Origin of the sequence: Xanthomonas sp. WHRI 8932A, from assembly GCF_035012785.1 — a bacterium.
Taxonomy (GTDB): domain Bacteria; phylum Pseudomonadota; class Gammaproteobacteria; order Xanthomonadales; family Xanthomonadaceae; genus Xanthomonas.
Genome location: NZ_JAYGQQ010000002.1, coordinates 284,245 through 309,824, shown reverse-complemented (window position 1 = coordinate 309,824; position 25,580 = coordinate 284,245). Strand labels below are relative to the sequence as shown.

Sequence of the window (25,580 nt, the reverse complement as noted above, 5' to 3'; positions counted from 1 at the left end):
CAACACCCCTGGCTCACGCGCCGCACCGCACCCCGCGGCCAGGCAGACAGCGGTCTGCTGGCAAGACCACGTTTCACAGATCCTGGGCGGAGTTCGCGCCAGGGCTGCGCAGGCGCGAGGTCCTTGCGCGCGACGGCCGTCATCGCAAGCCGGACCCATCATCGCTGGGGCCAAGCCGGGCGCATGGGTCGCCCACTCCCCCGGCCAGCGCAGGCAACCGTGGGGCTGCATCGCGCATGCTCCACTGCGTTTTTAACTCGTGGCGCCGTCGGTTACGATGCCTTGCGCCTATCCTCTCTTCATTCGACACGCCGCCATCGGCGGCAAGCGACAACATAGCGACCACGTGACCCACTATTCCGGACCGTTGCTCACCCTTCCCGATGCCCAGGCGCTGCTGGCTGCACGCAGCGCCGGTCTCGCCACGTGGACCGGGTCGCTGGATCTTGGCCGCAGCAGCGATAGCGTGCAGCTCGATGCACAGACCTGGCAGTGGCGCGGCATGGGCTTTCCCTATCCGGGCAAGCTCAAGGACCGCACGGTGTATTTCTGGGGAGGCGATGATTTTGCGCCGATCTCGCGCTTTGGCAGTGCGCTGATCAAACTGGTGCCCACCGAATGGGGGGCGCCCACCTTCGAGATCGATGGCATCAAGATGCTGCCGTCTGCGCAGATCTCGCCGTTCGAGGATGCGCGCCGCAAGGTGGCGCTGGTGAACCCGCGCGGCAAGATCGTGCTGGACACCTGCGGCGGCCTTGGGTATTTCGCGGCCTGCGCGCTGGAAGACGGCGTGGCGCAGTTGCTTTCCTTCGAAAAGAACGCCGACGTGCTGTGGTTACGCACGCTCAACCCGTGGTCGCCGAATCCGGAGGCGGCCGATGCCGGCGGGCGTCTGCACCTCACCCATGCCGACGTGTCGCAGCAGATCGCCATGCTGGCGGACGATTCGGTCGACGCCATCCTGCACGACCCGCCGCGTTTCGGTATCGCAGGCGAGCTGTATTCGCAGGTGTTTTATGATCATCTGGCGCGCGTGCTGCGCCGTGGCGGGCGGCTGTTTCATTACACCGGTGCACCCAACAAACTCACCAGCGGGCGCGATGTGCCCAATGAAGTGGCCAAGCGCCTGACCAAGGCCGGCTTCGCCGCCCAACTCGCGCTGGATGGCGTGCTCGCCACCCTGCCTGTGCGGCGCTAGTCTCCTCGCCCGGCATTGCCGCCGGGCGGATCTGCGATACTGCACCGCCCTCAACACGGACGTTGCATGCGCACTCACCTCGGTACTCTCTCTTTGGCCGCGTTGTTGATGGCGCTGTGCGCGCCGGCCTACGCGCAGACTGCGCCGGCACAGCCCATGTCGGAGGTCACCACGCGGTATCCGGTGACCACCGCAACGTTGGCGGGGCGACTGATCCGGCTGGGCGAGCGCGATGGCAAATGCGCCGTGTTGCGCGACGACGCGGTGCTGCCACTAGGCGTGCACGCCCCGTGCTACTTCAGCATCAACCGCGAGCACGGCGCGCAGGTCCACCACTTCAATGGCAGCGACATCGTGCTGGTGCAGCATGCGCGCCCGACCGTGCGCGCAGATTGGGATGTCGCACGCGATGGGCCCATCTGCGCATTCGAGTCGCAAGCAGTGCGGGAGGTCGATGGGGTGCTGGAGCCGGGCATCGTTGCCAACTCGTGGCATTGCGATCCCACCGCTGGCGCCGACCAGAAGCAATTTGTCTACAGCTACGACATCTGGCCCAAACGCGACGCGCAACAACCTGCGCGCAGGCAACGCACGCCCTAAGGGCGGCGACATGCACGTGTGCGCTGCGGCAACGCACCTGCCGCGTTCGTACGCCGCACTGGTTGCCACCGCCAACAGATGCATGCATCCCTGCAACACATCACTGCATCCGACACGTCACGTGCAGGCGCGTGCTGGCGGGACGATCACCGCGCTCGCCGGCGGTGACGGCGTTGACGGCGATGCGACTTCCAGCCCGCGTAAGCGAACCAGACGATGAGTGCCAACAGCGTGCCGGTCAACGCGGCATCCCAGCCGATGGAAATCCAGAATCGCTGCGGGTCGCTGTCGGCATAAAAGATCCTGGTCGGGCGACCGCGGAGGACGCTGACATAGCGCTGCTTGAAGACCGCATCCAGCAGTAGCCAGAGCCGTCCAACACAAGCGATCGCCACCGCCAGCACCACTGCGCGCACTAGCCATGTCTGGATGGTCGAGTCCGCACGCGTGGGCGCCGGTGGCGAGACAGTGCGACGCTTTTTCACCCTGATTCCAGACAAGTGCGGGGCGCGCAGTGTACGTGGGGCAGCACAGGCGACGCGTCCGTTGACGGTTGTCTGTGCGTGTTGGCAGCGATACGCGCCGCCACTGACCTATCGTTACAACGCGCTTGCACAAGGTGTGCCGCTATACTGATGACGCAGCGCACGCGACCGCGTGCATGGAACGCACCACGCTGCATTCGTCTCAAGGAAGATGGCCTGCAACAGCGCGATGCCGATGTCCGGACGCTTCCTTGAGTTACTGCGGGTTTGCCACTGCATGGCAACCGCGTTGTATCAAGGATCTCCCTTTGAAGACGTTCACCACCCTTTTGCTTGTCTCCCTCAGCCTGCTGCTTTCGGCGTGCGGCGGCGGCGCCACCTCCGGCGCCTCCAAGCTCTCTTCCAGCGATTACCTGCTGCACAACGTGTCGGTCTGGAACGGCGCGGTGACCATCATCGACCCGTGGGTGTCGGGCGATCGCGGGCAGAGCCTGATCACCGATGCCGTCGCGCACAAGCCGCTGGACAGCTACAAGACCGCACTGGGCAGCCAGCGCAAGGCATTGGCTGCAAATGCGCAGGCCAATACCGCCATGGCCTCGGGCGTGCCGGATAACGCCAAGGACCTGGACACCAAACTGTCGGCGTATCTCAAGAGCGCCGACGCGATGATGGCCGCGCTGGAGCGCGTCGCCTCGTTGCCCAATGGCTACACCAACGCCGAACTGGAGCCGTTGGCCAAGGATCTGGAAGCGGTCTCCACTCAGCTCAACACCGATATGGAAGCCTTGAATACCGCACAGCGCGCGTATTCCACCGAGCACAAGATTCCACTGCGCGAATCCCGCTAAGAGTGGCTGACAAAACCTAGCGAGCAATCGTCAGGCGGGTGTGGACGGCGCGGAGGAACCGGAGTGTACGAGTCGTACATGCCGCACCGAGCACCGGCCGCACCCGCCTGGCGACTGCACAGTCATTTTTTTAGCTGCTCCAAGAACACCTACGGCCATCGCTCACCGCGCAGGTCAGCATGGCCTGCGCAGGTGACCGATGGTCGCGTTAGCGATCAGTGGTGCAAACCGAACATCAGCGTGCGATGGGTCGCGCCACCGGCCATGGCGCCGCTGGCAACAGCAAATGCTACCGATGCCGCCGGGCTTGCGATGTCGCCGCAGCCAAACACTCCCGGCACGGTGGTGGCTTGCATCGCGTCCACGGCAAGATGGCTGCCCAATGGCCCGTCGCTGGTGCCGCATCCGAGCTGTGCCACCAACGGACTGATCTCGGTCTGTGGGGTGATGAACACCCCGTCCAGCGCAAAGGTCTGTCCGTCTCGCAGTACCAATTCAAGCGTGTCGCCCTCGCCTTGCAGCGCCGTCACCGCGCCGTTCACCAACTGCACGCCGCGCGCCTGGAGTTGCGCGTGTTGGGCCTGATCCAGCACCAGCGTGTCGTTCAAGAACAATTGGGTTGCGCCCCAATCCGGCAACATGCTGGCCTGGTGCGCGGCAAACGCCGTTGTCGCCACGACGCCGATGCGTCCCTGCTGCAGCTCGTAGCCATGACAATACGGGCACACGAACGCCTGCCGACCCCACCGTTCTGCCAGGCCTGCAAGCGCAGGCAAACGGTCGACCATGCCCATCGCCAGAATCAGCCGCCGCCCGGCGTGGACGCTGCCGTCGGCAAGCGTGACTTCGAATGCATCCGCCTGGCCGCATAGCTGCGCCACCGTTCCATCGGCCCATCGCACGCTGGGATAGGCGAGCACCTGGGTTCGCGCCTCATCGGCGATCTGCGCAGGCGATGCCCCGTCGCGGCCCAGAAAGCCGTGCGAGGTGGCGGCAAACCGGTTGCGTCGCTGGCCACTGTCCACCAGCAGGACGGTGCGCCGCGCGCGCGCCAATTGCAGTGCGGCCGACAGCCCCGCGTAACTACCTCCAATGATGATGACCTCATGCTGCATAGAGTATCTCCGCTGCATCTCTTTATGTACTTTTAGATGTTACATGAAAAGACAAGCGACTCACTACCGCACCCACCGATGCGCGACACACTGCTGCCGTGGTTCAGTGCTTCAGTGCTGCTGCGTGCGCTTGCGCTTGCCGGTGGCCTTGCCGGCAGGTGGCGCGCCAGCGCTGCACAGGCTGTCGAACTCGCTGGCCAGTGCGGCCAGGGTCACGCTGCCCAGGCGCTGCAGCAGCAATGCCTCGGCTTCGGCCAATGCATCGGCAATCGCCGCGTTGACCACGCGCTCCACCGCGCACTGCGGGTTGGGATGATCGGCGCCGATCGCGAACAGATGCGGGCCGCCGACTGCGCGATGCACATCCAGCAGCGTCACCTGGGCCAGATCGCAGGCGATCTGCCAACCCCCGTTGTGTCCCTTGCTCGATTGCACGTAACCGGCGCTGCGCAACCCGGCCATGGTCCGGCGCACCACTACCGCATTGGTCGACAGCATGCTGGCGATCTGCTCGGAGGTCATCGGTTGCGCGCTTCTGGCCATGTGCAACAGCACATGCAACATGCGGGAAAGGCGGCTATCGGTTCGCACGCGGTCTTCGGCTTCGCTCGATCGGTTCAGAGGGACGGCATGCCGTCGTCACGCCTGGATTGTGCCGTAGCGTTACCTAATTGTCGCAGCGCAAATTCAAACGGTGCGCCGCAGGCTCAGCACACCGCCCATTGATCGCGCCCGGCGGTCTTGGCGGCATACAGCGCCAGATCGGCCTGGCTCAACAGCACGTCCAGTCCTGCCGCCGGGGTCACGCTCACCGCACCCATGCAGAACCGCACCGGCTGTTCTGCGGGCAAGCCAGGGATCTGGATCGCCGCAACCGCAGTGCGCAAGCGCGCGAACACCGCCGGAATTTCGTCCGCGCCGCAGCCCGGCAGCACCAGCAGGAATTCTTCGCCGCCCAGCCGGCCCAGGCGATCCTGGACGCGCAACGCCAGCAGCGAGGCACTGGCCAGCGCGGTGAGCACCGCATCGCCACTGGCATGGCCGTGCACATCGTTGATCAGCTTGAAGTGATCCAGGTCGATCAACGCCAGCATGCAGGGCGTGTGGGTGCGCAGGGCATGGTCGATCTGTTGCTGCGCTTCGGCGCGGATGGCGCGTCGGTTCGGTAGGCCGGTGAGTTCATCGCGCATGGCCAGCCGCGAGAGTTGTCGGCGATGGCGTGCGACAAACGCCAGCACGATCAACGCGCCCACCAGCAGCAGACACGCAGCGCATAGCGCGATCCACAAGGCGCGCTGTCCGGCTTCGCGCGCCTGCAATGCCAGCTGCGCGGTTTCGCTGCGTCGGCGCAACTCGGCATTTTCCGCCTCGCGCCGCGCGTCTTCATAGCGGGCCTGCAGCCGCAGCATCACCGTGTCGCGCTGGCGGTCAAGGTTCTGCGCGCGCAGCGCGTTGGCGCGCTGCAGCTCCTGGTAGGCCTCGGCATAACGCCCTTCCACCGCCAGTGCCTGGGCGATGGCATCGACCAGCTCCGCCCGCCCGCTCAAGGTGAGGTTCGGGTCGTCGGCCGCTTTGGCCGCGATGATCGCGCTGCCCAGGCTGGACGACTGCAGCGCGGTCAGGGCCTGCAACAGGATGGCGTGGCAGGCAGCCACCCGGCCGATATTGCCCTGCGCCTGCATCAACGGCAGCGCCTCGCGCGCCATCGCCAGCGCCGCTGCGGCATCGCCAGTCTTGATCAAGGCTTCGCTGGCGCTGGTCAACGCTGCCGCCACGCCGGCCTGATCGCCCAGCTCGCGGCTGAGCGCCAGCGCGCGCCGGAAGTGCAGCAATGCGGCGGCGGGTTGCTGCAGTGCCAGCGTGGCACCGTATTCGTATTCGATCAGGCTGCGCTGAAAGCGCGCTGGTTGGTCGTGCAGGCGCGCCAGGGCGCGCTGCAGGTAATCCTGCGCATCGTTGTCGTCGGCCACGCGGCCTGCGACGCGGCTGGCCAACGACCCCAGCTGGGTCAGGCCATCCAGCTCAACGCTGAGCAGGTGTTCGCGCACGGCGCATTGGTAGCTGGTCTGCGCGGCGCTCCAGGCCTCGTCGCTGCTGCCGGAGGCCAGCATGCTCCACATGTCGACCGCTTCGATTTCGCACAACAGATCGCTGCGCCGTAGTGCGCGCGCCTGCTGACGTAAGCCATTCAGCCGCGCCACCATGCTGCGATTGGGGTTTTCGCGCACGTCGCTGAGCGCCTGCACGATGTCCAGCCACAACTGCGCCTGCGCCACATTGCCATGCAATTGGTCCAGCAGGCCGTGGGCCTCGGTGAGCGCGGCCTGGCGCGCCTCGCTGTCTTCCAGCGAGATCAACACGCGCGACTGCGCCAACAGCGCCCAGAACTGCGCATCGCGGTCGCCATCGACGCGGGCCTGTTGCAGCGCACGCTGGGACATCTGCAACGCCCGCATCGGGTCGTCGATCGTGGCCAATTCGATGGTTTTCCAGGGTTGCGGCTGTGCCCAGGCCACGACGCCGAACGACAACAACAAGCACGCAGCGAGCAGGCGGCGCCAGACCATCGCAGGCATGCTCATTGGCGTATCACGGGGAGGGTGGACCACACTGCATGCGCACGCTCTCCACGGCACTGCACCTGACCTGGCCGGGGCTAGCTGTTTGCTGCGGCATCTGAAGACACTCCCGTGGTCGGACAGCGGTGGAATCGCGTGAGCTGCGCGGCAATGCGCGCGCTCGATGTCGTACGGCTGCAAGGGTGACCGGAGGACACGGCAGACGCCGTGATCGCTTTTGATGGTCGAGCCCGTTATCGGCCGGGATGCGCAAGTCTTGAATCCGCTGGATGACGCAGTTGGGCGCGCGGGGTGGCCGGCAGGCCGAGCGGGCAGGCGTTCGGCGCCCGGGATGCAACGGCGTTGCGAGTGGGCGCGCTGTTGGTTTGCGACGCGCACTCCCAGGTCGCCGTCCTGCCAGCGCTGCGTGCCTGCAAGCGCTGCGTGGGCCGCAGTGGATGCGGGACGAGCGCTTGGGATCGATACGGGCTTGCTACCGCACGCGATGCCGATGCCACACCCGGCGCCACGATCGGGCGGCCACGGTCTGACGACAATGGCCACGCCACAGCGCGCGGCCATTGTCGCTTGGCAGCCACATGACGGACGCCACGGCGCGGCCACGTAAACTCCGGCACGGCAGCTGCCGCCCCTGATCGTCTGGAGACGCCGTGACCTTGCCCCTGCCCCGCCTGCTCACCCTGATCGCCATCGCGCTGCTGTCGGCATGTGCCACCCAGGCGCCGCGTGCGCCGCAGCGCTCGCCGGAGGCGGTCAAGGCCGATATCGCACGGCGCCTGCCGGCCAACCTGCCCGATCGCAGCGGCTGGGCCAACGATGTGTATGTCGCGCTCTCGTCGCAGGCACTGGACACCAGCGCCGAGCACATCTGCGCCGTGCTGGCGGTGACCGAGCAGGAGTCGACCTACCAGGCCAATCCCGCGGTGCCCAACCTGGGCAAGATCTCGCGCGCGGAAATCGACCGCCGCGCCAGCGCACACCACATCCCGGCTTTCATGGTCGATGCCGCCCTGCGCATCACCTCGCCGGATGGCCGCAGTTACGCCACCCGTATCGCCGCGGCGCGTACCGAGCAGGAACTGAGCCGCATCTTCGAAGACTTCACCGGCAGCGTGCCGCTGGGCGCGCGCCTGTTCGACGGGCTCAACCCAGTGCATACCGCCGGGCCGATGCAGGTGAGCATCGCCTTTGCCGAACAACATGCCGCGCGCTACCCGTATCCGCCCGACAGCTCGGTCCGCCACGAGGTGTTCAGCCGCCGTGGCGGGCTATGGTTCGGCACCACCCATCTGCTGGGCTACCCCACAACCTACGATGCGCTGCTGTATCGCTTTGCCGACTTCAACGCCGGTTGGTATGCCAGCCGCAATGCCGCGTTTCAGGCCGCACTGAGCAAGGCCAGCGGCATCGCGCTCGCACTGGACGGCGACCTGCTCACGCCTGGCGCCAGCCTGGAGTCACCCGGCGGCACCGAGCGCGCGGTGCGCTCGCTGGGCAGCCAGCTGGCGCTGAGCGACCGCCAGATCCGCAGTGCGCTGGAAGCCGGCAACACACCGGAGTTCGAACAAAGCGCGCTGTATCGCCAGGTGTTCGCACTTGCCGATCGCAGCGCCGGCAAGGCCTTGCCGCGCGCGGTGCTGCCGGGCATCACCCTGGATAGCCCCAAGATCACCCGCACGCTCACCACCGCCTGGTTTGCGCAGCGGGTCAACGAGCGCTGGACGCGCTGCATGAGCAAGTAAGCGACTGGTTTGCCGCGCTGCGCGCAATGCCTGCGCTGCGCACCGGCATCTCATTCCCCACTTAGAGCAGCTAACAAAACTACTGTGCAGCCGCCAGGCGGGCGCGGCCGGTGCTCGGAATCCTCATGTACCACCCGTACACTCCGGTTCCTCCGCGCCGTCCACACCCACCTGACGACTGCTCGCTACGTTTTGTTAGCCGCTCTTAGGCGACTGCTCAACACATCGCCGACAACAGGACCATCTTCCACCTTGCCATCTCTACCGCGTTGATAGTTGATGCCGACCCGACAGGCTGCAGGGTGCATCTCCCAGACCCAGCCATACAGGGCGCGCCCCGTGTCTGGCGGCGAGCGCAGCGGCATGTTCATGCGCAGCCCATCGTCCTGGCCTCGGTCCAGTGTGCACATGACGGTGCCGGCGCCGTCGTCTTCAGCGTCGGGGTCGACGTCGTCCACATGGGTGATGGTGGCGATGATTGCTTCGGCATTCACCCGTTGCTGTAACGCGCGTGGAAGGTCGGCAAGCGGCGGCGCAGCGCGTCCATCGGATGGCTCCTCGACAAATGCATCACTCAACCTCACCTTGCGAAAGTAGTACTCGCTGCGGCCCAGCGTGTTCGAGCCATCCATGGCCGTTGCCATGTCTGCCAGTTCGCCGCTACGCAACAGAAACATGTCGGTACCCGAGCGCATGACCACCAGCTGCGCGTCGTTGGCATCGCTACCACTGGAGTCGGGCCGCAACCGGATGTCCAGCGTCACCTGTTCGTCGCCCATCTCGGTCTGCGTCACTTCATAGCGGCCCGCATACGCACGCACATCGGTGCGTGCAAGACTGCGATGATCGATTTTCCAGAACAGCAGGCGATACTGGCCGTTGGGCTCGAGCGCCAGCATGCGATGCCAATCGATATACGACGACAGGTACACGCCGTGCAGGTCGTTGCCGGACTGTGGCTCGTTGAATAGGCCCTCGAACATGGAGCGCTGCGCTGCGGGCAATGCCTCACCATTGGTCCTCGCTGCATCGGCAACGGTTGCAGGGCCGTCGACGGCATCGCGAAGTCGGGTGTGCAGCGCCAACGCATCGACCTTTTGGACCCGCAACATCTGCATCGAAAACAGCATCTGATCGATCTCGTAGACCTCGCCCGCAGCCAGTGCGCCGCACTCTTTGCGCGCGGCGGCGAGCAGGGCCGATGGGATCAGGGAGTCGCAGAATTCCGCCTCGCACAGGGACTGGTTGAAGAAGTCGTCCAGGCTCCAGCTCAGGTCAGCGGCGGCTTTGGAGACCGGGTCCAGGTAGACCACGTCTTCGTCGGTGGCGGTCAGCTTGCGGTAGTACAGCAGCGCGCCGAAGGGGGTGAGCGCGATCGGAATACGCCGCACCGCATCGGGTGGCGAGACGATCCAGCGATCCAGCACCGGTTGCCATTGCCGGGGGTCGATCAGCGCGAACTGCATGTTCCCGTAGTGCCCCAGCCCTTCTTGACGCCACAGCTCAATTAGACTGGCAGGCAGCAGCGGCGCATAGGCGGCAATCAGATCCGCCGGGGCCGGCTGCGTCTTGCGCGGCGGGTGCGCCTTGATAAAGCGGGACAGTGCCAAGCGGCGGAACCATGACATCAGACGGCCTCCAGTCAACGTTGCGTGCGGTCAGTAAGAGCAGCGAACAAAACGACTGTGCTCACCGCCAGACGGGCGCGGCCGGTGCTCGGTGCTCGGTGCTCGGTGCTCGGTGCTCGGTGCTGCATGGTCCACTCGTACACTCCGGTTCCTCCGCGCCATCCGCACCCACCTGACGACTGCTCGCTACGTTTTGTTAGCCGCTCTAAACCCAGATCGTGCGGCATGATCCTGTGTGGACGACGAGAAGCGTAGTGCATAGCGTGACAGTCCCGTCGTCAGTGGCTGGCCGATCACCGGCGTGCGTGCGGTCCACGGGTGTGATCTGCCTCGGTGGCATCGAGCTCGACGAACCTCATCGGTCACGCTGTGCCGGTGCCGGTGCCGGGCCGGACGATCCGCTCGGCAACCGCTCGATCACAGGTCCGCCCCGCGTCGGTCACGCCCACTCGGTTGCCGAAACGCGTGCGGCCTGCCACCGTCGACAACGGCGCAGACACGACTTCTGGCAGAGGCACCCGGCCCACGTGGCGGGTAGCATCGGACGGTCGCGCCGACCGCATTGCGCGCTCCTTTCGTCCCGGAGAGTCCTACATGCCCACCCCGTTGCCGATGCGGCAGCTGTTCGCCGCCCTCGCCCTGGCCGTCCTGCCGGTCATCGCCAGTGCGCAGGCACCCAGCGTCACCGAGGCCGACTATGCGCGCGCCGAACGTCTGATCGGCTACCTCACTCAGCCATTGGTCGATCACACGGCCTCACGCATCGACTGGCTGGACGCCACCCACCTGGTCTATGTCGACCACGATGCCAAGGGCGACCGGCTGCTGCAGCTGGATACCGCCACCGGCAAGACCGCACCGATCTTCAAACAGTCCGCGCTGGTCGCTTCGCTTAATACGCTATTGAAGACCGGCGACAAACCGCTCAAGGCCGACACCTTCGCGCCGGTGGTCAAGGTCACCGCCGATGGTCGTTACCGCCTCAATGCGCGCGATACCGCCGTGGTCTGCGATGTGCGTGCGCGGTGCAGCAAGCTGTACGCCAAGGACAAACCGGAACCTGGCGTCTTGTCGCCAGACAAGCGCAGTGAAGCCTTCATTCGCGACTGGAACCTGTGGGTACGCGATCTGGCCAGCGGCCAGGAAACCCAGCTCACCCGCGATGGCGTGGAAAATTTCGGCTACGCCACCGACAACGCCGGCTGGCAGCACAGCGATCGCGCCATCGTGGCGTGGTCGCCGGACTCGCGCAAAATAGCGACATTCCAGCAGGACCAGCGCAAGACCGGCGACATGTACCTGGTCAGCACCAAGCTCGGTCACCCCGAGCTGCAGGCATGGAAATACCCGCTGGCCGGCGACAAAGACGTGACCATGATCGAGCGCGTCATCATCGATGTGCCATCGCGCAGCATGGTGCGTTTGAAGATGCCGCCGGACCAACACCGCTCCACCTTGTGCGATGACGTCAGCTGCGACGGTGCCTGGGACGATGCGAAATGGGCACCCGACGGCAAGACGCTGGCATTCGCCTCCACCTCGCGCTTCCACAAGCAGACCTGGTTCCGTATTGCCGATGCCGCCACCGGCGAGGTCCGCACCGCGTTCGACGAAACCGCCAAGACCTATTACGAAAGTGGGCAGGTGGCCGCCAACTGGGCGTATCTGCCGGGCAGCGATGAAGCGGTGTGGTTTTCCGAACGCAGCGATTGGGGTCAGCTGTTTCTCTACGACCTGCGCACCGGCAAGCCCAAGCACGCCATCACCACTGGCGAAGGCAACGTCACCGAGCTGTTGCGCGTAGACCCGGCGACACGCACCGCCTGGTTCATGGCAGTCGGCCGTTCGCCGGGCGTGGACCCGTATTACCAGCAGCTGTGGAAGGTGAGCCTGGATGGCGGCGCGCCGGTATTGCTGACGCCGGAAGTGGCCGACCACAGCGTCGTGCTATCGCCCGACGGCGCGCGCTTTGTCGATACCTATTCCACTTCGCTGACGCCACCGGTCACGCTGCTGCGCGATGCCGCCGACGGCCGCAGCATCAGCACGATAGCCACTGCCGACATCACCCGCCTCAAGGCCGCCGGCTGGGTGCCACCGGAGCCGATCACGGTCAAGGCGCGCGATGGCAAGACCACGCTGTACGGGTTGATGTTCAAGCCCAGCAACTTCGACGCCAGCCGCACGTATCCGGTCATCGATTACATCTACCCCGGCCCGCAGACTGGCTCGGTCCGCGATCGCCGCTTCTATGCCGGCCATGGCGACAATCAATCGCTGGCCGAACTCGGTTTCATCGTCATCGCTATCGACGGCATGGGCACGCCGTGGCGCTCCAAGAGCTTCCACGACACCTGGTACGCCGACATGGGCGACAACACCTTGCCCGACCAGGTGGCCGGACTGAAGGAACTGGGGCAGCGCTACCAGTGGATGGACCTCAACCGTGTCGGCATCTGGGGGCACTCCGGCGGCGGCAACGCCTCCACCGGCGCGATGCTGCGCTACCCCGACTTCTTCAAGGTGGCGTGGTCGGAAAGCGGCAACCACGACAACCGCGGCTACGAAGACGACTGGGCGGAGAAGTATCACGGCGAGCACATCGTCAACAAAGACGGCACCTCCAACTACGACGACCAAGCCAATGCCACCCATGCCAGCAAGCTCAAAGGCAGACTGATGCTGGTGCACGGCACCCTGGACGACAACGTGCCGCCGTATCTCACCCTGCTGGTGGCCGAAGCGCTGATCAAGGCCAACAAGAACTTCGACATGCTGATGCTGCCCAACGCCAAACACGGCTACGGCGAGATGACCCCATATGTCACCCGCCGCCGCTGGGATTATTTCGTGCAATACCTGCTCGGTGCCACGCCGCCAGCGCAATACCAGATGAAGCCGATGCCGTAGAGGTGATGGAAGCGAAACTACGAAGTGCGCTTAGCACACAGGCGCTCTGTCACAAACAGCCGACAGAGCGCATTCCATCTCAAGGCGTGGCGGACAGACGGCTCCAGGTTTCTTTCTATTTCGTCCACCCTGTCTGTCGACCGCGCGTCACTTTCTCAAACACCACCCGGAGGTGCGAGGCCTCCGCCATGCTGAGCGCATGCATCCGCTGGTATGCCGATGTTTCGGTGCAGGCTTAGCTTGTAATCTACTCGGCCAACGATCTTCAAAGGAACTGAAATGCAGTTGTCACAAGGTCAACGCGTCCCGCTGTCTACGCTGATCCAGCAGCCCAGGTTCGACTTCGTCACCCAGATCGCCTCAAACCGCACCATCGATTACGTGTGCTTTGGTCTCGACGCAGCCGGCAAGCTGTCCGACGACCGTTACATGGTGTTCTTCAATCAACCTAATAGCCCATGCGGCAGTGTCCGACAGCATGCGGACGGGCGCTTCGAGCTGTCCTTGGCAAGCCTGCCGACGACGATCGATCGCCTGGTCTTCACCGCCTCCATCGACGGCCCGGGCGTCATGCACGACATCGACGCCAGCCATTTCAGTCTCCAGGCCAGTGGCCAGGAGACTGCACGCTGCAGTTTCTCCGGCACAAGCTTTGCCGACGAAAAAGCGATCATGGTCGCCGATATCTACCGCAGCAAGGATCAGTGGCGCATCGTCGCCAACCTGCAGGGTTTCAATGCCGGGCTGGATGCATTGGTGGCCCACTTTGGCGGTGAAGTCTCCGAGCCGCCGGCAGTGCCCGCAGCGGCAGGTACGCCCGCGTCTGCAGCGAAAGTCTCGCTGGAAAAGCGGGTGGGCGATGTGGCACCGCAATTGGTCAGCCTGGCGAAAAAGGCACAGGTCAGCCTCGAAAAAGCCCGGCTCACCGACGTCAAGGCACGGATCGGGTTGGTCCTGGATGCCTCCGGCTCGATGAGCGCTCAATACAGCCGAGGTCATGTTCAACAGGTGGTCGATCGCCTCATCCCGATGGCGGTCCATTTCGATGACGACGGCGCACTGGATTGCTGGGCATTCGGTGCAACTCCATGCCAGCTGTCACCTGTGACACTTCATAACTTTTCGGGCTATATCGAGCGCGATTCGGGTGGCTGGAAGAAATGGTCACTCGGCCCGCGCATCAACGATGAGCCCAAGGCCATGCGCATGGTGATCGACTACTACAAGCAATCCAAGGACCGTACCCCGGTCTACATCCTGTTTATCAGTGACGGCGGTGTGCATCAGGATCGCGAAATCACCCAGCTGATGAAGGAAGCCGCTGCACTGCCGATCTTCTGGCAGTTTGTCGGCCTGGGTGGCCGTGGCTACGGCATCCTCGAGAAGCTCGATGACATGCATGGCCGTGTCGTGGACAACTGCAATTTCTTTGCACTTGATCGGCTGGATCAGATTCCCGAAGAAAAACTTTACGACCTGCTGATGGAAGAGTTTCCCATGTGGCTCACCGCAGCGAGAGCGAAGAACATCCTGTAAGACAAGGCGTCACGCCTGGCTGGCGCCGGTCGCCTTGCCTGCAAGCGACAAGCACGGCTCACTTGGCCGTGCTGCCACCCAGCTGCTTGCTCAAGAACGCCAGCAAGCGCGTGTAGTACTCGCGTCGATGCGCTTCGGTGTAGAAGCCGTGGCCCTCGTTGGGGAAGTACAGCGACTCCACCGGCACGCCGGCGCCTTTCAACGCGCGCTCCATGGCCTTGGTATGTTCGATCGGCGCGCGCTCGTCCTTGCCGCCGGCCGCCAGAAACACCGGCACCTTGATCTGCCGTGCCAGGGTCACCGGCGAGCGCGCAGCCAAGGTGTCGCGTGCGCCCAGCCAATCGACCGTCCAGTTCTTGGCCCAACGCGCGGAGCGCCCGGTATCGCGCGCCATCATGTCCAGATCGTAGACACCTACATAACCGGCCGCGCAGCGATACAGCGCCGGCTCCTTGGCCACGCCCATCAGCGCTGCATAGCCGCCGTAGCTTGCGCCATAGATGCAGATGCGCGATGCGTCGGCAATGCCTTCGCCGATGGCCCAGCGGGTGGCATCGGTGACATCGTCCTGCATGCGTCCGCCCCACTCCTTGGCACCGGCCTGGGTAAACGCGTAGCCATAATTGGCCGAGCCGCGGTAGTTGACGCGCAGCACCGCGTAACCGGCTGCCGCCAGCAACTGGGTGTCGTCATCGAACTCCCACTTGTCGAAGATCCCGAACGGGCCGCCATGCGGCATCACGATCAACGGCAACGGCGTGCCGGCTTGCGCATGCAGTGGCTGCGTCAGGTAGCCATGCAGCACCAGGCCATCGCGCGCCTTGAAGCTCACCTGCCTGGTCGCCGGCACTCCATCGGGCGGAAACCATTCGCGACGGCTAAACACGCGGTCGGCCTTCTTGCTGACCGTGTCGAACAGATAGTAATCACCGTTGTTGCGATCGCTCCACACATACGCCAGCACCATGCGGCGGTCGCTGGTGGCTGAGGTGATGTAGACCGCGTTGCCGTCGAAGGCTTTTTCCAGGCTGCGATACAACTTCGCAGTGGGCGCTGTTTCGTCGAAGAAACGATTGCGCACGCGATCGCTCATATACGACGCGCCGATCGGCGTGGTGCCGTCCAGATCGCGCAGGATGTGGTACGGGTCCACGGTATCGTCGTGCAAGAGCGGGGTTGCCTTGCTGGTTGCCGGGTCCCACGCCACCAGCACATCGGTGCCGGCGGCCTGCTCCACCTGCAGATAAGCGCGACTGCCATCGGCGGAAAAACCCAGCGGAAATTCGCGATGCTTGCTGGTGGCCGCATCGTTGATCAGCCGCCACGGTGCGTCGTCGTTGTCGCGGTAATACAGCTTGCTGATGTTGCTGATTTCCAGGCCGTTGGCAAAGCGGATCCGCCCTTGCTGGTCGGTCACAAACCCTGCCCGACGGACCGGCGAGGTGGCCACGGTCGTGCGCCGGCCGGTCTGGATATCCAGCTTGTCGATGCGGACGTTGGGATCGCCCACGAACGGAACCGCCGACACCAGGATGTTGCGCGCGTCGCCCGGCAGGGTATCCAGCATGTAGGTCGCCGGGTCCAGGTCCATCTTCAACTGCGCGCCGTTGATATCCGGATTGGTGCCGTACGGGCTGGCCAACAAGCGACCGTTCTTGCCGTCGGCATCGATGGCATGCAGCTGGCCGATGGCCACCGGCTCGTCGCGCGAGCCCAGCCGCTGCGCCATCGACACCACGATGCGCTCATCACTGGCCCACCAGAAATCGTCCACCACGCTGTTGACGCCGCCGGTGACCTTGGCCGTGGCCACCTTATCCTGCCGCCGCACGATGCCCAGCACGGTGCGATCTTCCAGCGGCATGGTCAGTGCGAGATAGGCACCGGACGGCGAGATCTTGATCCGCTCGAACTGGTCGCTCTTGAGATATGGCGCCAGATCCACGGTTTCCGGCGCGCTCTGCGCGACTCCCGGGCTTGCCGCTCCCCATGCCAGCACACTCAGCACGCCTATCGTCCAACCACGCATATCGCCCCCACGACCTGTCCTTGAGAGGCGCATGGTGGCAAACGACTGCCGCCGCGTCCATGCCCCCATCAGCGCAATCGGTGATGCTGCAAACCTGCGACTGGCTGGCCTACTGCGCTCGAACCTACTGCGGGCGATGCCGCAAGCGGCCTAAACGCATGCTCCGCATCAACCGACAGACGGCGGCCGCTGGCCGAGCAAGCCGATGCGCCGGAACCACATTTCCAACGGCACCGTCACCAACGGCGGCAGCGCGGCCAGCAGGCTCAGCGCCCAGGCCCACCACGGCCAACGCAGCCGCAGTGCGGCAAGCACGCTCACCACCACGTAGAAGAGAAAGGCGCCGCCGTGCAGGCGACCGAACAGCCACACCACGACCTCGGTGGTTTGTGTGCCGTACTTGAGCACCATGCCGAGCAACAGCCCGGCCCAGGTCACGCCTTCGATCAAGGCGGCAACCGCAAACAGCCGACCCATCGGCGACAACGCAGCAGCAGAACGCATGCAAGACTCCAGTAAACACCAAGAATTGCCGCGACGCGATGGCGGCGGCGACGCCCGCTGGCAGCGCCAGTTTACAGGCCAGACCAGGTGAACCGGCGCGTGGCGCTGCCAGTACACGTCCCGCGCTTGCTGATAGTTGCGGCACGCACGCAGCGTCCTACGGCTCGGCGCATTCAAGCGCATCCCGGCGATAATGCCGGCACCGCCGTCCTGAAGCCTCACACCATGCGTATCGCTCTGCTGCTTTTACTGCTCACTGCCTTACTACCCGCCACCGCACTGGCACTAAAGGTGCACGATGGCGACCTGCTATTCGTCACCGCGGCGCGCAGCGGCCTGAGCGGCGCCATCGACGACGCCACCGCCACACAGGGCGAACCCAGCTTCGACCATGTCGCGCTGGTGGCACATGCAGGCGATACCGAGGTGGTACTGCATGCCGACGAACAAGGCTCGCGCGAGCAACCGCTGCAGGCGTTCATCGATGAGGCCACCGCCAAGCAGCGGCAGATCGTCGTATACCGGCTCACCCCCGCGCATCGCCCCGCCATTGCCGACGCCATCGCGCAGGCGCGGCGCATGCTCGGCAAACCGTACAACCAGACCTACGTGCAGGACGACAACAGTTACTACTGCTCGGACTTCATCGAGCGCGCCTTCCGCGCACATCAGGTGTTTGCGCTGCAACCCATGAACTTCAAAAACCTGCAGACCGGCAACGTGTCACCGTACTGGACCGACTTCTATCGCAGCAGAGGCATGGCCGTGCCGCAGGGCCTGCCCGGCACCAATCCGAACGATATGGCCAAGGCAGCGGCGTTGCGCGTGGTTGGTCCGTTGAACTGAAGGCATGTTTTCCCGCGGTTTTATCTGGTTGGGAGCGCTGCGCCGTTCGATCATCGAAGACTTTGGACCCAGGCGTGGTATGCGGTACCAGGTGCCTACCGCTTCTTTCAGGTCGACTGACATCATCGATGTCTACACGCGTCCAACGCGACAGAGCAGGTACGCGCGGTTCGCCGCGTATCCTCGTCTAGATGTCATCTGCACTACTGCAACAACATTACGCTCTAGCGCTACACAGGAGGCTGTCTTGAATAAGCTGTTATCAGCAGGATTGGGAATATTGCTTCTGGCTGGCTGCGGCAAGGCACCAGCACCAGCACCACCGCCAACACCGGCTACTGCAGCGACGCCACAGCCAACGGTGTCAGCGCGTAAGCCCGCTCACGCACCCGGTAGCCAGCGTGGCGAGGGCCAACCGTATGAGCTGGCCGATACGCAGGTCTGGGACGTGCCCGATCCGGCGACAGGTCGCACCTACCAGGTCTTCGTCGCCCTGCCACGTGGCTATGCGGACAATCCACAGCGCCGCTACCCGGTGCTGTATGCCACCGATGGCGACTATGCATTTCCACTGGTCAAGCAGATCGCGCGTCGCTTGAACGGCGAAGGCCCAGCCATCGAGGATTTCATTCTGGTTGGGCTGTCCTACGCAGTCGGCGACGAGCCCATGCCGAGCCGCAGACGCGATTACACGCCCACACCGGAAGATGGCCCAACCGCAGCGCCCGTTGCCACCCACGGAAAGAGCGCCGACTACATCCGCTACCTGCGCGATCGCGTGCTGCCGTTCGTTGCCAACCGCTACCGAACCGACGAACAGCGCCGCCTGTATCTGGGGCATTCGTACGGTGGCCTGCTGGGCACGCAGATCTTGTTGAGCACACCGGAGATGTTTGCCGGCTATATCCTGGGCAGCCCATCGTACTGGTACGGCGAGCACGCGATGGTGGCGCAGGAAAAAAGCTTTGCCGCCTCGCATACCGACCTGCCGGCACAGGTGTACATGTACGTTGGCGAGTACGAGCAGGTGCGCTATCACCAGAATTACGACATGGTCATCGACGCACAGCACATGGCACAGGCACTGCGCGCGCGACACTATCCGTCGTTGCAGGTCGAGCTGGACGTTCTCAATGACGAGGACCACCTGACCATCGGGCCACGCGGCGCCACCCACGGCTTGAAGGCCTTGCTCGGGATAAAGACTCCTGATCCGAGCGAGCGATAAAACATCGGGTGCTGGCTGGATGCAAGGTCCTGATTTCGCTAAGGGCAATTGCGCTGCTGGCACTCGCACCGTGTTCGCTGATGGCCGCAGCGCCGACACTGCCGGGCGCAGGGTTCGAGGTCGAACGCTATCACGTGCAACTCCGCCCGGATCTCTCCACCACCGCACTCTCCGGAACACAGCGCAGCAGCCTAGGCAGCACCTCCGACCACCTCACCCAGCTGACGTTGATGCCCCCCCACTTCCGGCACATGGCGCAAATACAACAGCGCTTATACATTTGAGTCATGAGCGCAGCATCTCCAACCCTAGGCACCCTGGTCCGTCACCTGATCGAGCTGCTTGATGGCGATCTGGAAGCGGTCTATGCCGCTGCAGGGCTGGACTGGCGGCCGCGCTACACACCCGTCCTGCGCGTTCTGCTGCGATCAGGGCCGCTGCCTATCAAGGCTCTAGCGCAGGAGATCGGCATCACCCACTCCGCTGCCAGCCAGACCGTGGCGCAGATGACCAAGCAACGGCTCACCGTGTTGAAGCCAGGTGCCGACGCGCGCGAACGCATCGTGGCACTGACGCCGAAAGCAAAAAAGATGGTGCCTGCGTTGCAACAGCAATGGGCCGCGACCAACGCAGCCGCCGCACAGCTCGATCAGGAACTGTCCGTTGCGCTCTCCGCTGTCCTTGCTGAAGCCATCGCCGCGTTGCAGCACCGCTCATTCGCGACCCGTATCGCAGCTGCCTCAGACGCGTCATTCCGTTCGACCACCCGCTAGCAACCACCCCACAGGACGTCACCCATGCACGCACCCACGCCATCGGTTGCCAGTAGCGCAGTGGCCACGCACAGCCAAACGCCCCACCGGATCGCGCTGGGCGAGCGCAAATTTCTGCATCCCGGCCGCCTACGCTGGCTGCGAGCGATTGCCTGGGCGGTCCTGCTGCTGGTGGTGGTCGCCACGCTGGCGCCCATGGCCGGCAGAGGCATCGGCAGCCTGCTGCCCAAGGACTCCGGCCCCCTGCAACTGGTCGCCGGCCTGATCGGCGTCGCGGTTGGATTGGCGGTCTACGTGTTGGCGGTGCACCTGGCCGAAGGGCGACGCGCCAGCGAGCTTGCGCTGCGCCCGATGCTGCCGCAGCTGACCATCGGCTTGGTCATCGGCGCGGCCATGTTCGCCACGGTCATGGGCATCATGGCGCTGTTCGGGCTGTACGACATACAAGCGCTGGGCCCGGCGCCAGCCTGGACGGCGGTGCGCAAGGCCTTGCAGGCCGGGGTGATCGAAGAGCTGTTGTTCCGCGCCATCTTTCTGCGCCTGGTATGGCGCGCGTTCGGCCCGTGGGTGGCGTTCGCCGCCTCTGCTGCACTGTTCGGCTTCGGCCATATCGCCAACCCGCATGCAACGGCGTTTGCGGCGATTTGCATCGCACTGGAAGCCGGCATCCTACTCGGCGCGTTCTATGCCTTGACCGGCCGCATCTGGATGTCGATCGGCGTGCATATCGCCTGGAACTTCACCCAGGGCTATCTGTTTGGTGCAGCGGTTTCCGGAACCGACATGGGCCCGTCCATCGCCCGCAGCACGGCCCGTCTCGGATTTCCCGAATGGCTCACCGGCGGCGCCTTCGGCCCGGAGGCCTCGCTACCCGGCGTGCTGATCTGCCTGGCGGTGGGTCTGTCGGTGTTGTGGATGGCGTGGCGCGCGGGAAGCTTTGCAAAGCAACCCTGACCCGTCTTGGCGATGGCAACGCGCTGTCGCGTCTGCATGGTCGGGCAGCGTCATGGTGCACCCACCGCATCGCCGTTTCACGGCGGCACGCCCCCCCGGCATGCATCGCGCACCGCGTGATGCCACACGTCGGGCAAGGTCTCACGCCTGGACGCCAGCACACATCGCCATGGCGCCGCCTTGTCATCGCGCAGACATCCGGCCTCCTAGGCTCTGAGCACCAACAACCTGATGCGCGCCTGCTGGCTCCACGTTGGAGTCCGTCGGCGCGCCCTTGCAGAGGTGCACATGGCGTTGATCCACTCCATTTTGATGAGCGCCGTCGCCGGCATGCGCTCGATGACCCCACTGGCTGCAGTGGCCAACGCTGCACGCACCGGCAAGCTTCCTGCCGATAACGGCGCGCCGGCGTTGCTTGCCAATCCCCTGGCATCGGCTGGCATGCTGGCACTGGCCGGCGGCGAGCTGGCCGGCGACAAGATGAAAACCGCCCCGGACCGCATCGTGTTACCCGGCATGATTGCCCGCATTGCCACAGGCGTCATCGTCGGCACCGCTTTGGCACCGCGCGAACAACGTGGCATCGCGGCATTGCTCGGCGCTACAACTGCGGTTGCCGCGGCCTATCTCACCTTCAATGCGCGCATGCGTGCGATCGAACGCTATGGCCAGACCAGTACCGGTGTTGTCGAAGACACCATCGCGGTAGGTGCGGCGACGTTGATCATTCGGGATGCCGCCAAGCGTTAGTCCAAACCGGGCAGCTGCGTCTCAACCACCGCGCCCATGCGCTGCTTGCAGATCCAGAACCGGCCCCATCGGCACGATAGCGGTCGGGTTGATGCTGTCGTGACTTTGGTAATAATGCCCCTTGATGTGCTGAAAGTTCACGGTGTCTGCAATACCTTGCATTTGATAGAGCTCGCGCAGAAATCCGGACAACTGCGGATAGTCGGCAATCCGTCGTAGATTGCATTTGAAGTGACCGACATACACCGCATCGAACCGGATCAGTGTCGTGAACAGCCGCCAATCTGCCTCGGTGAGCGTGGCACCGCAGAGATAGCGTTGCTCACCCAGGCGCGCCTCCAGCCAATCCAGCGTCTCGAACAGCGGCACCACCGCTTCTTCGTAAGCAGCCTGCGTGGTGGCAAAGCCGGCCTTGTACACGCCGTTATTGACGGTGTCGTAGATGCGGGCGTTGAGCGCATCGATCTGCTCGCGCAACGGGGCCGGATAGAAATCGCCTTCGGCCGCACCAACTTCATCGAAGGCGCTATTGAACATGCGGATGATATCGGCCGACTCGTTGCTCACCACCGTGTTGCGCTCGCGATCCCACAACACCGGCACGGTCACGCGCCCGGAGTAATGCGGGTCGGCCTTGAGATACACCTCGTACAGGCGCGTGGCGTGGTGAATCGGATCGGCCACCACACCAGGGCCGGGATCGAACGTCCAACCCTGGTCGCGCATCAACCAATTCACCACCGACACATCGATCAGCGGCTCCAACCCCTTGAGGCGGCGAAAGATCAAGGCGCGATGCGCCCACGGGCACGCCAACGACACATACAGGTGATAACGCCCCGCTGCCGCCTGAAATCCACCGTCCCCATGCGGCCCCGCTGCGCCGTCGCACGTCACCCAATTGCGAAACTGCGCTTGCGAACGCTCAAAGCGCCCATCGCTCTTATCGGTGTCATACCAACGGTCTTGCCACTTGCCATCGACCAGCAGGCCCATGGTGTTTCCTTGCACTGCAGAACAGGCAAGCACCGTAGCCCAGCCATGTTGGAAAACACGTGAGCGGGCCTGCGATTACAGCGCGTGTGCTTACCGCGCAAGTCGCTTCAGCAGGTCGCAGCGCGCTCCCTGATGCGCTGCCTGCTAGCGCGCGATCACGGATGTGCCGGACGGCACCATGTAGCACGCCTGCGCTTTCTTGCACGCATCTGCATTGAGTTCGGCGATCTGGCTGGCGAGATACTGCTCCGGGGTCAGCCCCATGCGATTGCGATAGGCATTATCGGCATCAGCCTTGGCGACCTGCTCCTGTTCACGCTGCCGCTCGGCCGTGGTGGCCTCGACAAGCGTCTTGACCCGCTGCTGCTGTGCAGCGGTCAGGTTCATCTGCTGTAAAACATCCGGATTGGGACGTGCACGGCCCAACGTTATGTTCTGAATCTCGATCGGCAGCCGCTGCTCCTTGACCAACGCACGGACGTTCTGCGTGACTGAGTCGTCGATTTTTTTGGCGGTGTCGGGATCGCTCATCATCTTGGTCATGTCGTAGCGTTTGACTTGGTCGCGCACGATGGACGCATATTGGCTGGCGACGTTGTTCTTGAACCAATCCTGCCCGAAGCCGGACAACAACGATGCCGGTGCGCTGATCCGATACTGAATCTGGGTGGAGAAATCCAGCAGGATATTGTCACTGGACGAAAAGTCATCAAAGGCCACCTGCACGGTCTGCGGCGTCACATCCACATAGGTAGCGGACGTGGTCAACCACGCATACGTACGACCAGGATCACGCACATCGTCCAGGCGGATTCCCCCTTTTCCAAACAACAGCGGCTTGTCCACAAGGACCGCCTGCTGGCCTGGATCCGGCGAAACCACCGTACACGCACAGAGCAAGCCGGCCAATCCAATGGCCAGAGTGGAATTTTTCATCGATGCCCCTTGAATGCCCGGGCGCCTATCCGCCCGGTTGCGTGAAAGACTACCGAATCATTCGGGCGATCGCATCCCCGCTCGCGGCCTGGAACCTGGTCAATGATCAGCCCCCCTGAAACGCTCCACCATCGCTCCGCTCCGTCAATCGCAGCGCAACCTCTTTCCAGATGGAGCAGACCTCACGTCATCCTGTGCTGCGGCGTGATCGATTGCTCTCGCTGCTGCTGCTCCTGCTGCTGTGACTGCTGCTGCGTCTCGCCCAAGGACTGCAGCTGTGCCAGGGATTGCGCGACGGGCTGCGCGATCGCGTCGCCCGTTTTCATATGTGCCATCTTGTGCGCTGGGTCGTTCAGAGCTCCCTCGACAACAAATACGTTCTCACCCTGCCGCGCGGAGGGCGTGTGTTCGCTCAATACAACATGATCGATCCGCGACAGACCGTGCTCCTTGGCCAGGGACGCAGAACTTGCCGCCAGGCGCGCGCTGTTTTCGTCGTACTCCCTGCCAAGCCCTTGCTCAAGGCGGCTTACGGCCTCCTCGGCCTGGCGATGGAGCGGGTCTGTCGGCGTGCCATCAGCAACCAAGCGGCCGGTATCGGTCTGTGTTTGGTTATCGGACAAGATGAGTTGCCACAGGTCTCGCTCGGGCTTCGGGTTGCGCACTTCCCTGTTGAACTCACTCTCCGGAAACGGTGCCCTGAGCTTCTGAATTTCAGGCTCGTTATGCAGCACCTTCGGCTCGCCTTCATAGCCCTTTATGCCTCCGAGGACGGTCTGGCGATAAAGACCGGCATGATTCAGTGCCGCCCAGCTGAAATCGACGCATGAGTTGGAAAATGAATCGTACTTCATGTCGAAGCCATGTTTCGCAGGGTCGGCGGAAAATTCGCGGATTTTCTCGTATTGCTCCCTGGTGATCTCCATCGTCCTGGCGTACTGAGGGTCCCTGTAATTTTCTACATCTTTTCCGGACACCTCACCAGGGACTTCGTCCGAATCGCGCCCCTGGACTCTTGATCCTCCGCTTGGTGCAAAGCCGAAGCTTTCATGGATATCAGCGTGGGAAGTTTCCAGATACATATGCCCGGTGAAGGATGTTCCCCCTTCCTTTAGCGGCGTACCGGGGGATGCAAGATAAATTGTGAGAAGGTAAGGATCTTCCTTGGCCATGAACTATTTCCCTTTATTGAAATAAGCAACAATCAACTCAACATTCTTTACATTCAAATCCGGCCGATCATCCTTGAGTTCAACAACAAGGCGATATCTTCCGGGCACAGTTCTTTCCACCTGGGCCAGACTCAACACGCCATACACCGAGCTCTGGTCGAGAAGTCCGGCATCCTTGAGCATTGCACTGTCTACGCTGGTCGATGTGGTACCAGACACCTCACCACTTTCGGCAACAGGAAGTCGACGACTCAAGTCTTTGCTGATACTCGTCAGCGCAATCTGCACTGGGGCTGCACCATCCACGCGCGTCAGATGCAATCTCGCCGGGAACTCTCCACCATTAATCAGATCCTTGGCCTCGTACATGGATGTCGCATCCGCAGCCCACACACGCAGGCCCAGCATCAGATCGGCAGATGCCCCAGGTCGAGGCGGGGGAAGATCGAACTCCAGATCCGCAATCATGCCGGCCTTGTCCAGGGCGACGGGGCGCGTTAGTGGGACCACAGTTCGCTTCGCGGCCACCTCGCGGCTGATCGGGGGCGCCGGTTTCGACTGCTCTGGAGCAGCGCCGCACGCGGTCAAACCTGCCATCGCCAGTGCAAGAGTGAACCGGCAAAAGTATGGAACCGCAAATGCTGGCATGGCAGGTCCTTCCTGACTGGACGTGGTGTGGGCATCCCACAAAGCCGCGTTGCCGGCCCTGCGTGCGACCCGATTCTAAGCGCTGTCAGCGTCGATGAGA

The 25,580-nt window shown here is 63.7% G+C and carries 21 protein-coding genes, 3 other RNA genes and 1 pseudogene; 13 read left to right on the top strand and 12 right to left on the bottom strand.

Annotated features, from left to right (window positions below; all coding sequences use genetic code 11):
* The first annotated feature begins 346 nt into the window (after positions 1 to 346).
* Together VC212_RS04200 and VC212_RS04195 are read left to right on the top strand one after the other, a co-directional pair.
* A complete protein-coding gene (locus tag VC212_RS04200) occupies positions 347 to 1,198 on the top strand; it encodes an SAM-dependent methyltransferase (RefSeq protein ID WP_115512657.1) in 852 nt (283 codons plus the stop codon).
* A gap of 66 nt (positions 1,199 to 1,264) precedes the next feature.
* On the top strand, positions 1,265 to 1,798 hold the full coding sequence (locus VC212_RS04195; RefSeq protein ID WP_323514378.1) for a hypothetical protein: 534 nt from the start codon (positions 1,265 to 1,267) through the stop codon (positions 1,796 to 1,798).
* A 146-nt stretch (positions 1,799 to 1,944) separates the two neighbouring features.
* On the opposite strand, the gene VC212_RS04190 is transcribed toward VC212_RS04195, so the two are convergent.
* On the bottom strand, positions 1,945 to 2,283 hold the full coding sequence (locus tag VC212_RS04190; protein WP_323514379.1) for a hypothetical protein: 339 nt from the start codon (positions 2,281 to 2,283) through the stop codon (positions 1,945 to 1,947).
* Between the two features lie 308 nt (positions 2,284 to 2,591).
* Here VC212_RS04190 and VC212_RS04185 point away from each other — a divergent pair, with 308 nt between their 5' ends.
* Positions 2,592 to 3,134, top strand: a complete 543-nt coding sequence (locus tag VC212_RS04185) for a hypothetical protein (RefSeq protein ID WP_323514380.1) — start codon at positions 2,592 to 2,594, stop codon at positions 3,132 to 3,134.
* Between the two features lie 4 nt (positions 3,135 to 3,138).
* Here the strand turns inward: VC212_RS04185 and VC212_RS04180 are convergent.
* The 4 genes from VC212_RS04180 to VC212_RS04165 form a co-directional block, all read right to left on the bottom strand.
* Positions 3,139 to 3,214, bottom strand: a non-coding RNA gene (locus tag VC212_RS04180) — sX9 sRNA.
* A gap of 135 nt (positions 3,215 to 3,349) precedes the next feature.
* Positions 3,350 to 4,249: an NAD(P)/FAD-dependent oxidoreductase gene (locus VC212_RS04175; RefSeq protein WP_323514381.1), complete on the bottom strand. Its 900-nt coding sequence runs from the start codon at positions 4,247 to 4,249 to the stop codon at positions 3,350 to 3,352.
* A 111-nt stretch (positions 4,250 to 4,360) separates the two neighbouring features.
* Positions 4,361 to 4,840 (bottom strand): Rrf2 family transcriptional regulator, encoded by a 480-nt coding sequence (locus tag VC212_RS04170; RefSeq protein WP_323514383.1) that lies wholly within the window; start codon positions 4,838 to 4,840, stop codon positions 4,361 to 4,363.
* Positions 4,841 to 4,956: 116 nt separating this feature from the next.
* The gene (locus tag VC212_RS04165) at positions 4,957 to 6,831 is read right to left on the bottom strand and encodes a GGDEF domain-containing protein (protein WP_323514384.1); all 1,875 of its coding nucleotides are present in this window, start codon (positions 6,829 to 6,831) and stop codon (positions 4,957 to 4,959) included.
* Between the two features lie 647 nt (positions 6,832 to 7,478).
* Here VC212_RS04165 and VC212_RS04160 point away from each other — a divergent pair.
* Entirely contained in the window at positions 7,479 to 8,570 is a 1,092-nt protein-coding gene (locus tag VC212_RS04160) for a DUF1615 domain-containing protein (protein WP_323514385.1), read from the top strand.
* Positions 8,571 to 8,695: 125 nt separating this feature from the next.
* Positions 8,696 to 8,771: non-coding RNA, sX9 sRNA (locus tag VC212_RS04155), on the top strand.
* 5 nt (positions 8,772 to 8,776) lie between these two features.
* On the opposite strand, the pseudogene VC212_RS04150 reads toward VC212_RS04155, so the two are convergent.
* Positions 8,777 to 10,198, bottom strand: a pseudogene (locus VC212_RS04150) (GAD-like domain-containing protein); the annotation flags it as partial.
* Between the two features lie 126 nt (positions 10,199 to 10,324).
* Between VC212_RS04150 and VC212_RS04145 the strand changes: the two are divergent.
* The 3 genes from VC212_RS04145 (at position 10,325) to VC212_RS04135 (ending at position 14,644) form a co-directional block, all read left to right on the top strand.
* Positions 10,325 to 10,400: non-coding RNA, sX9 sRNA (locus tag VC212_RS04145), on the top strand.
* A 392-nt stretch (positions 10,401 to 10,792) separates the two neighbouring features.
* Positions 10,793 to 13,108, top strand: coding sequence for a DPP IV N-terminal domain-containing protein (locus tag VC212_RS04140; RefSeq protein WP_323514386.1), 2,316 nt, complete (start codon positions 10,793 to 10,795; stop codon positions 13,106 to 13,108).
* Between the two features lie 279 nt (positions 13,109 to 13,387).
* A complete protein-coding gene (locus tag VC212_RS04135) occupies positions 13,388 to 14,644 on the top strand; it encodes a VWA domain-containing protein (RefSeq protein ID WP_323514388.1) in 1,257 nt (418 codons plus the stop codon).
* A 58-nt stretch (positions 14,645 to 14,702) separates the two neighbouring features.
* On the opposite strand, the gene VC212_RS04130 is transcribed toward VC212_RS04135, so the two are convergent.
* Entirely contained in the window at positions 14,703 to 16,673 is a 1,971-nt protein-coding gene (locus tag VC212_RS04130) for a S9 family peptidase (protein ID WP_323514389.1), read from the bottom strand.
* Between the two features lie 168 nt (positions 16,674 to 16,841).
* Positions 16,842 to 17,177 carry a DUF3817 domain-containing protein gene (locus VC212_RS04125; protein WP_161964603.1) on the bottom strand — a complete coding sequence of 112 codons (336 nt, stop codon included), beginning with the start codon at positions 17,175 to 17,177 and terminating at the stop codon, positions 16,842 to 16,844.
* Between the two features lie 210 nt (positions 17,178 to 17,387).
* Between VC212_RS04125 and VC212_RS04120 the strand changes: the two genes are divergently transcribed.
* The 5 genes from VC212_RS04120 (at position 17,388) to VC212_RS04100 (ending at position 21,728) form a co-directional block, all read left to right on the top strand.
* Positions 17,388 to 18,023 (top strand): YiiX/YebB-like N1pC/P60 family cysteine hydrolase, encoded by a 636-nt coding sequence (locus VC212_RS04120; protein WP_323514569.1) that lies wholly within the window; start codon positions 17,388 to 17,390, stop codon positions 18,021 to 18,023.
* A 277-nt stretch (positions 18,024 to 18,300) separates the two neighbouring features.
* Positions 18,301 to 19,251 (top strand): alpha/beta hydrolase-fold protein, encoded by a 951-nt coding sequence (locus tag VC212_RS04115; RefSeq protein ID WP_323514570.1) that lies wholly within the window; start codon positions 18,301 to 18,303, stop codon positions 19,249 to 19,251.
* Between the two features lie 287 nt (positions 19,252 to 19,538).
* Positions 19,539 to 20,024, top strand: a complete 486-nt coding sequence (locus VC212_RS04110) for a helix-turn-helix domain-containing protein (protein ID WP_323514390.1) — start codon at positions 19,539 to 19,541, stop codon at positions 20,022 to 20,024.
* A gap of 24 nt (positions 20,025 to 20,048) precedes the next feature.
* Complete coding sequence (locus VC212_RS04105; RefSeq protein WP_323514391.1) at positions 20,049 to 20,978, top strand: CPBP family intramembrane glutamic endopeptidase; 930 nt, start codon at positions 20,049 to 20,051, stop codon at positions 20,976 to 20,978.
* 288 nt (positions 20,979 to 21,266) lie between these two features.
* The gene (locus VC212_RS04100) at positions 21,267 to 21,728 is read left to right on the top strand and encodes a DUF4126 family protein (protein WP_311240181.1); all 462 of its coding nucleotides are present in this window, start codon (positions 21,267 to 21,269) and stop codon (positions 21,726 to 21,728) included.
* 21 nt (positions 21,729 to 21,749) lie between these two features.
* On the opposite strand, the gene VC212_RS04095 is transcribed toward VC212_RS04100, so the two are convergent.
* From VC212_RS04095 to VC212_RS04080, 4 genes are all read right to left on the bottom strand, one after another.
* Entirely contained in the window at positions 21,750 to 22,724 is a 975-nt protein-coding gene (locus VC212_RS04095; protein WP_323514393.1) for a glutathione S-transferase family protein, read from the bottom strand.
* A gap of 144 nt (positions 22,725 to 22,868) precedes the next feature.
* A complete protein-coding gene (locus VC212_RS04090) occupies positions 22,869 to 23,660 on the bottom strand; it encodes an SPFH domain-containing protein (protein WP_323514394.1) in 792 nt (263 codons plus the stop codon).
* A gap of 182 nt (positions 23,661 to 23,842) precedes the next feature.
* Positions 23,843 to 24,832, bottom strand: coding sequence for an XVIPCD domain-containing protein (locus VC212_RS04085; protein ID WP_323514396.1), 990 nt, complete (start codon positions 24,830 to 24,832; stop codon positions 23,843 to 23,845).
* A gap of 3 nt (positions 24,833 to 24,835) precedes the next feature.
* Positions 24,836 to 25,480, bottom strand: a complete 645-nt coding sequence (locus VC212_RS04080; protein ID WP_323514397.1) for a hypothetical protein — start codon at positions 25,478 to 25,480, stop codon at positions 24,836 to 24,838.
* Positions 25,481 to 25,580 lie beyond the last annotated feature (100 nt).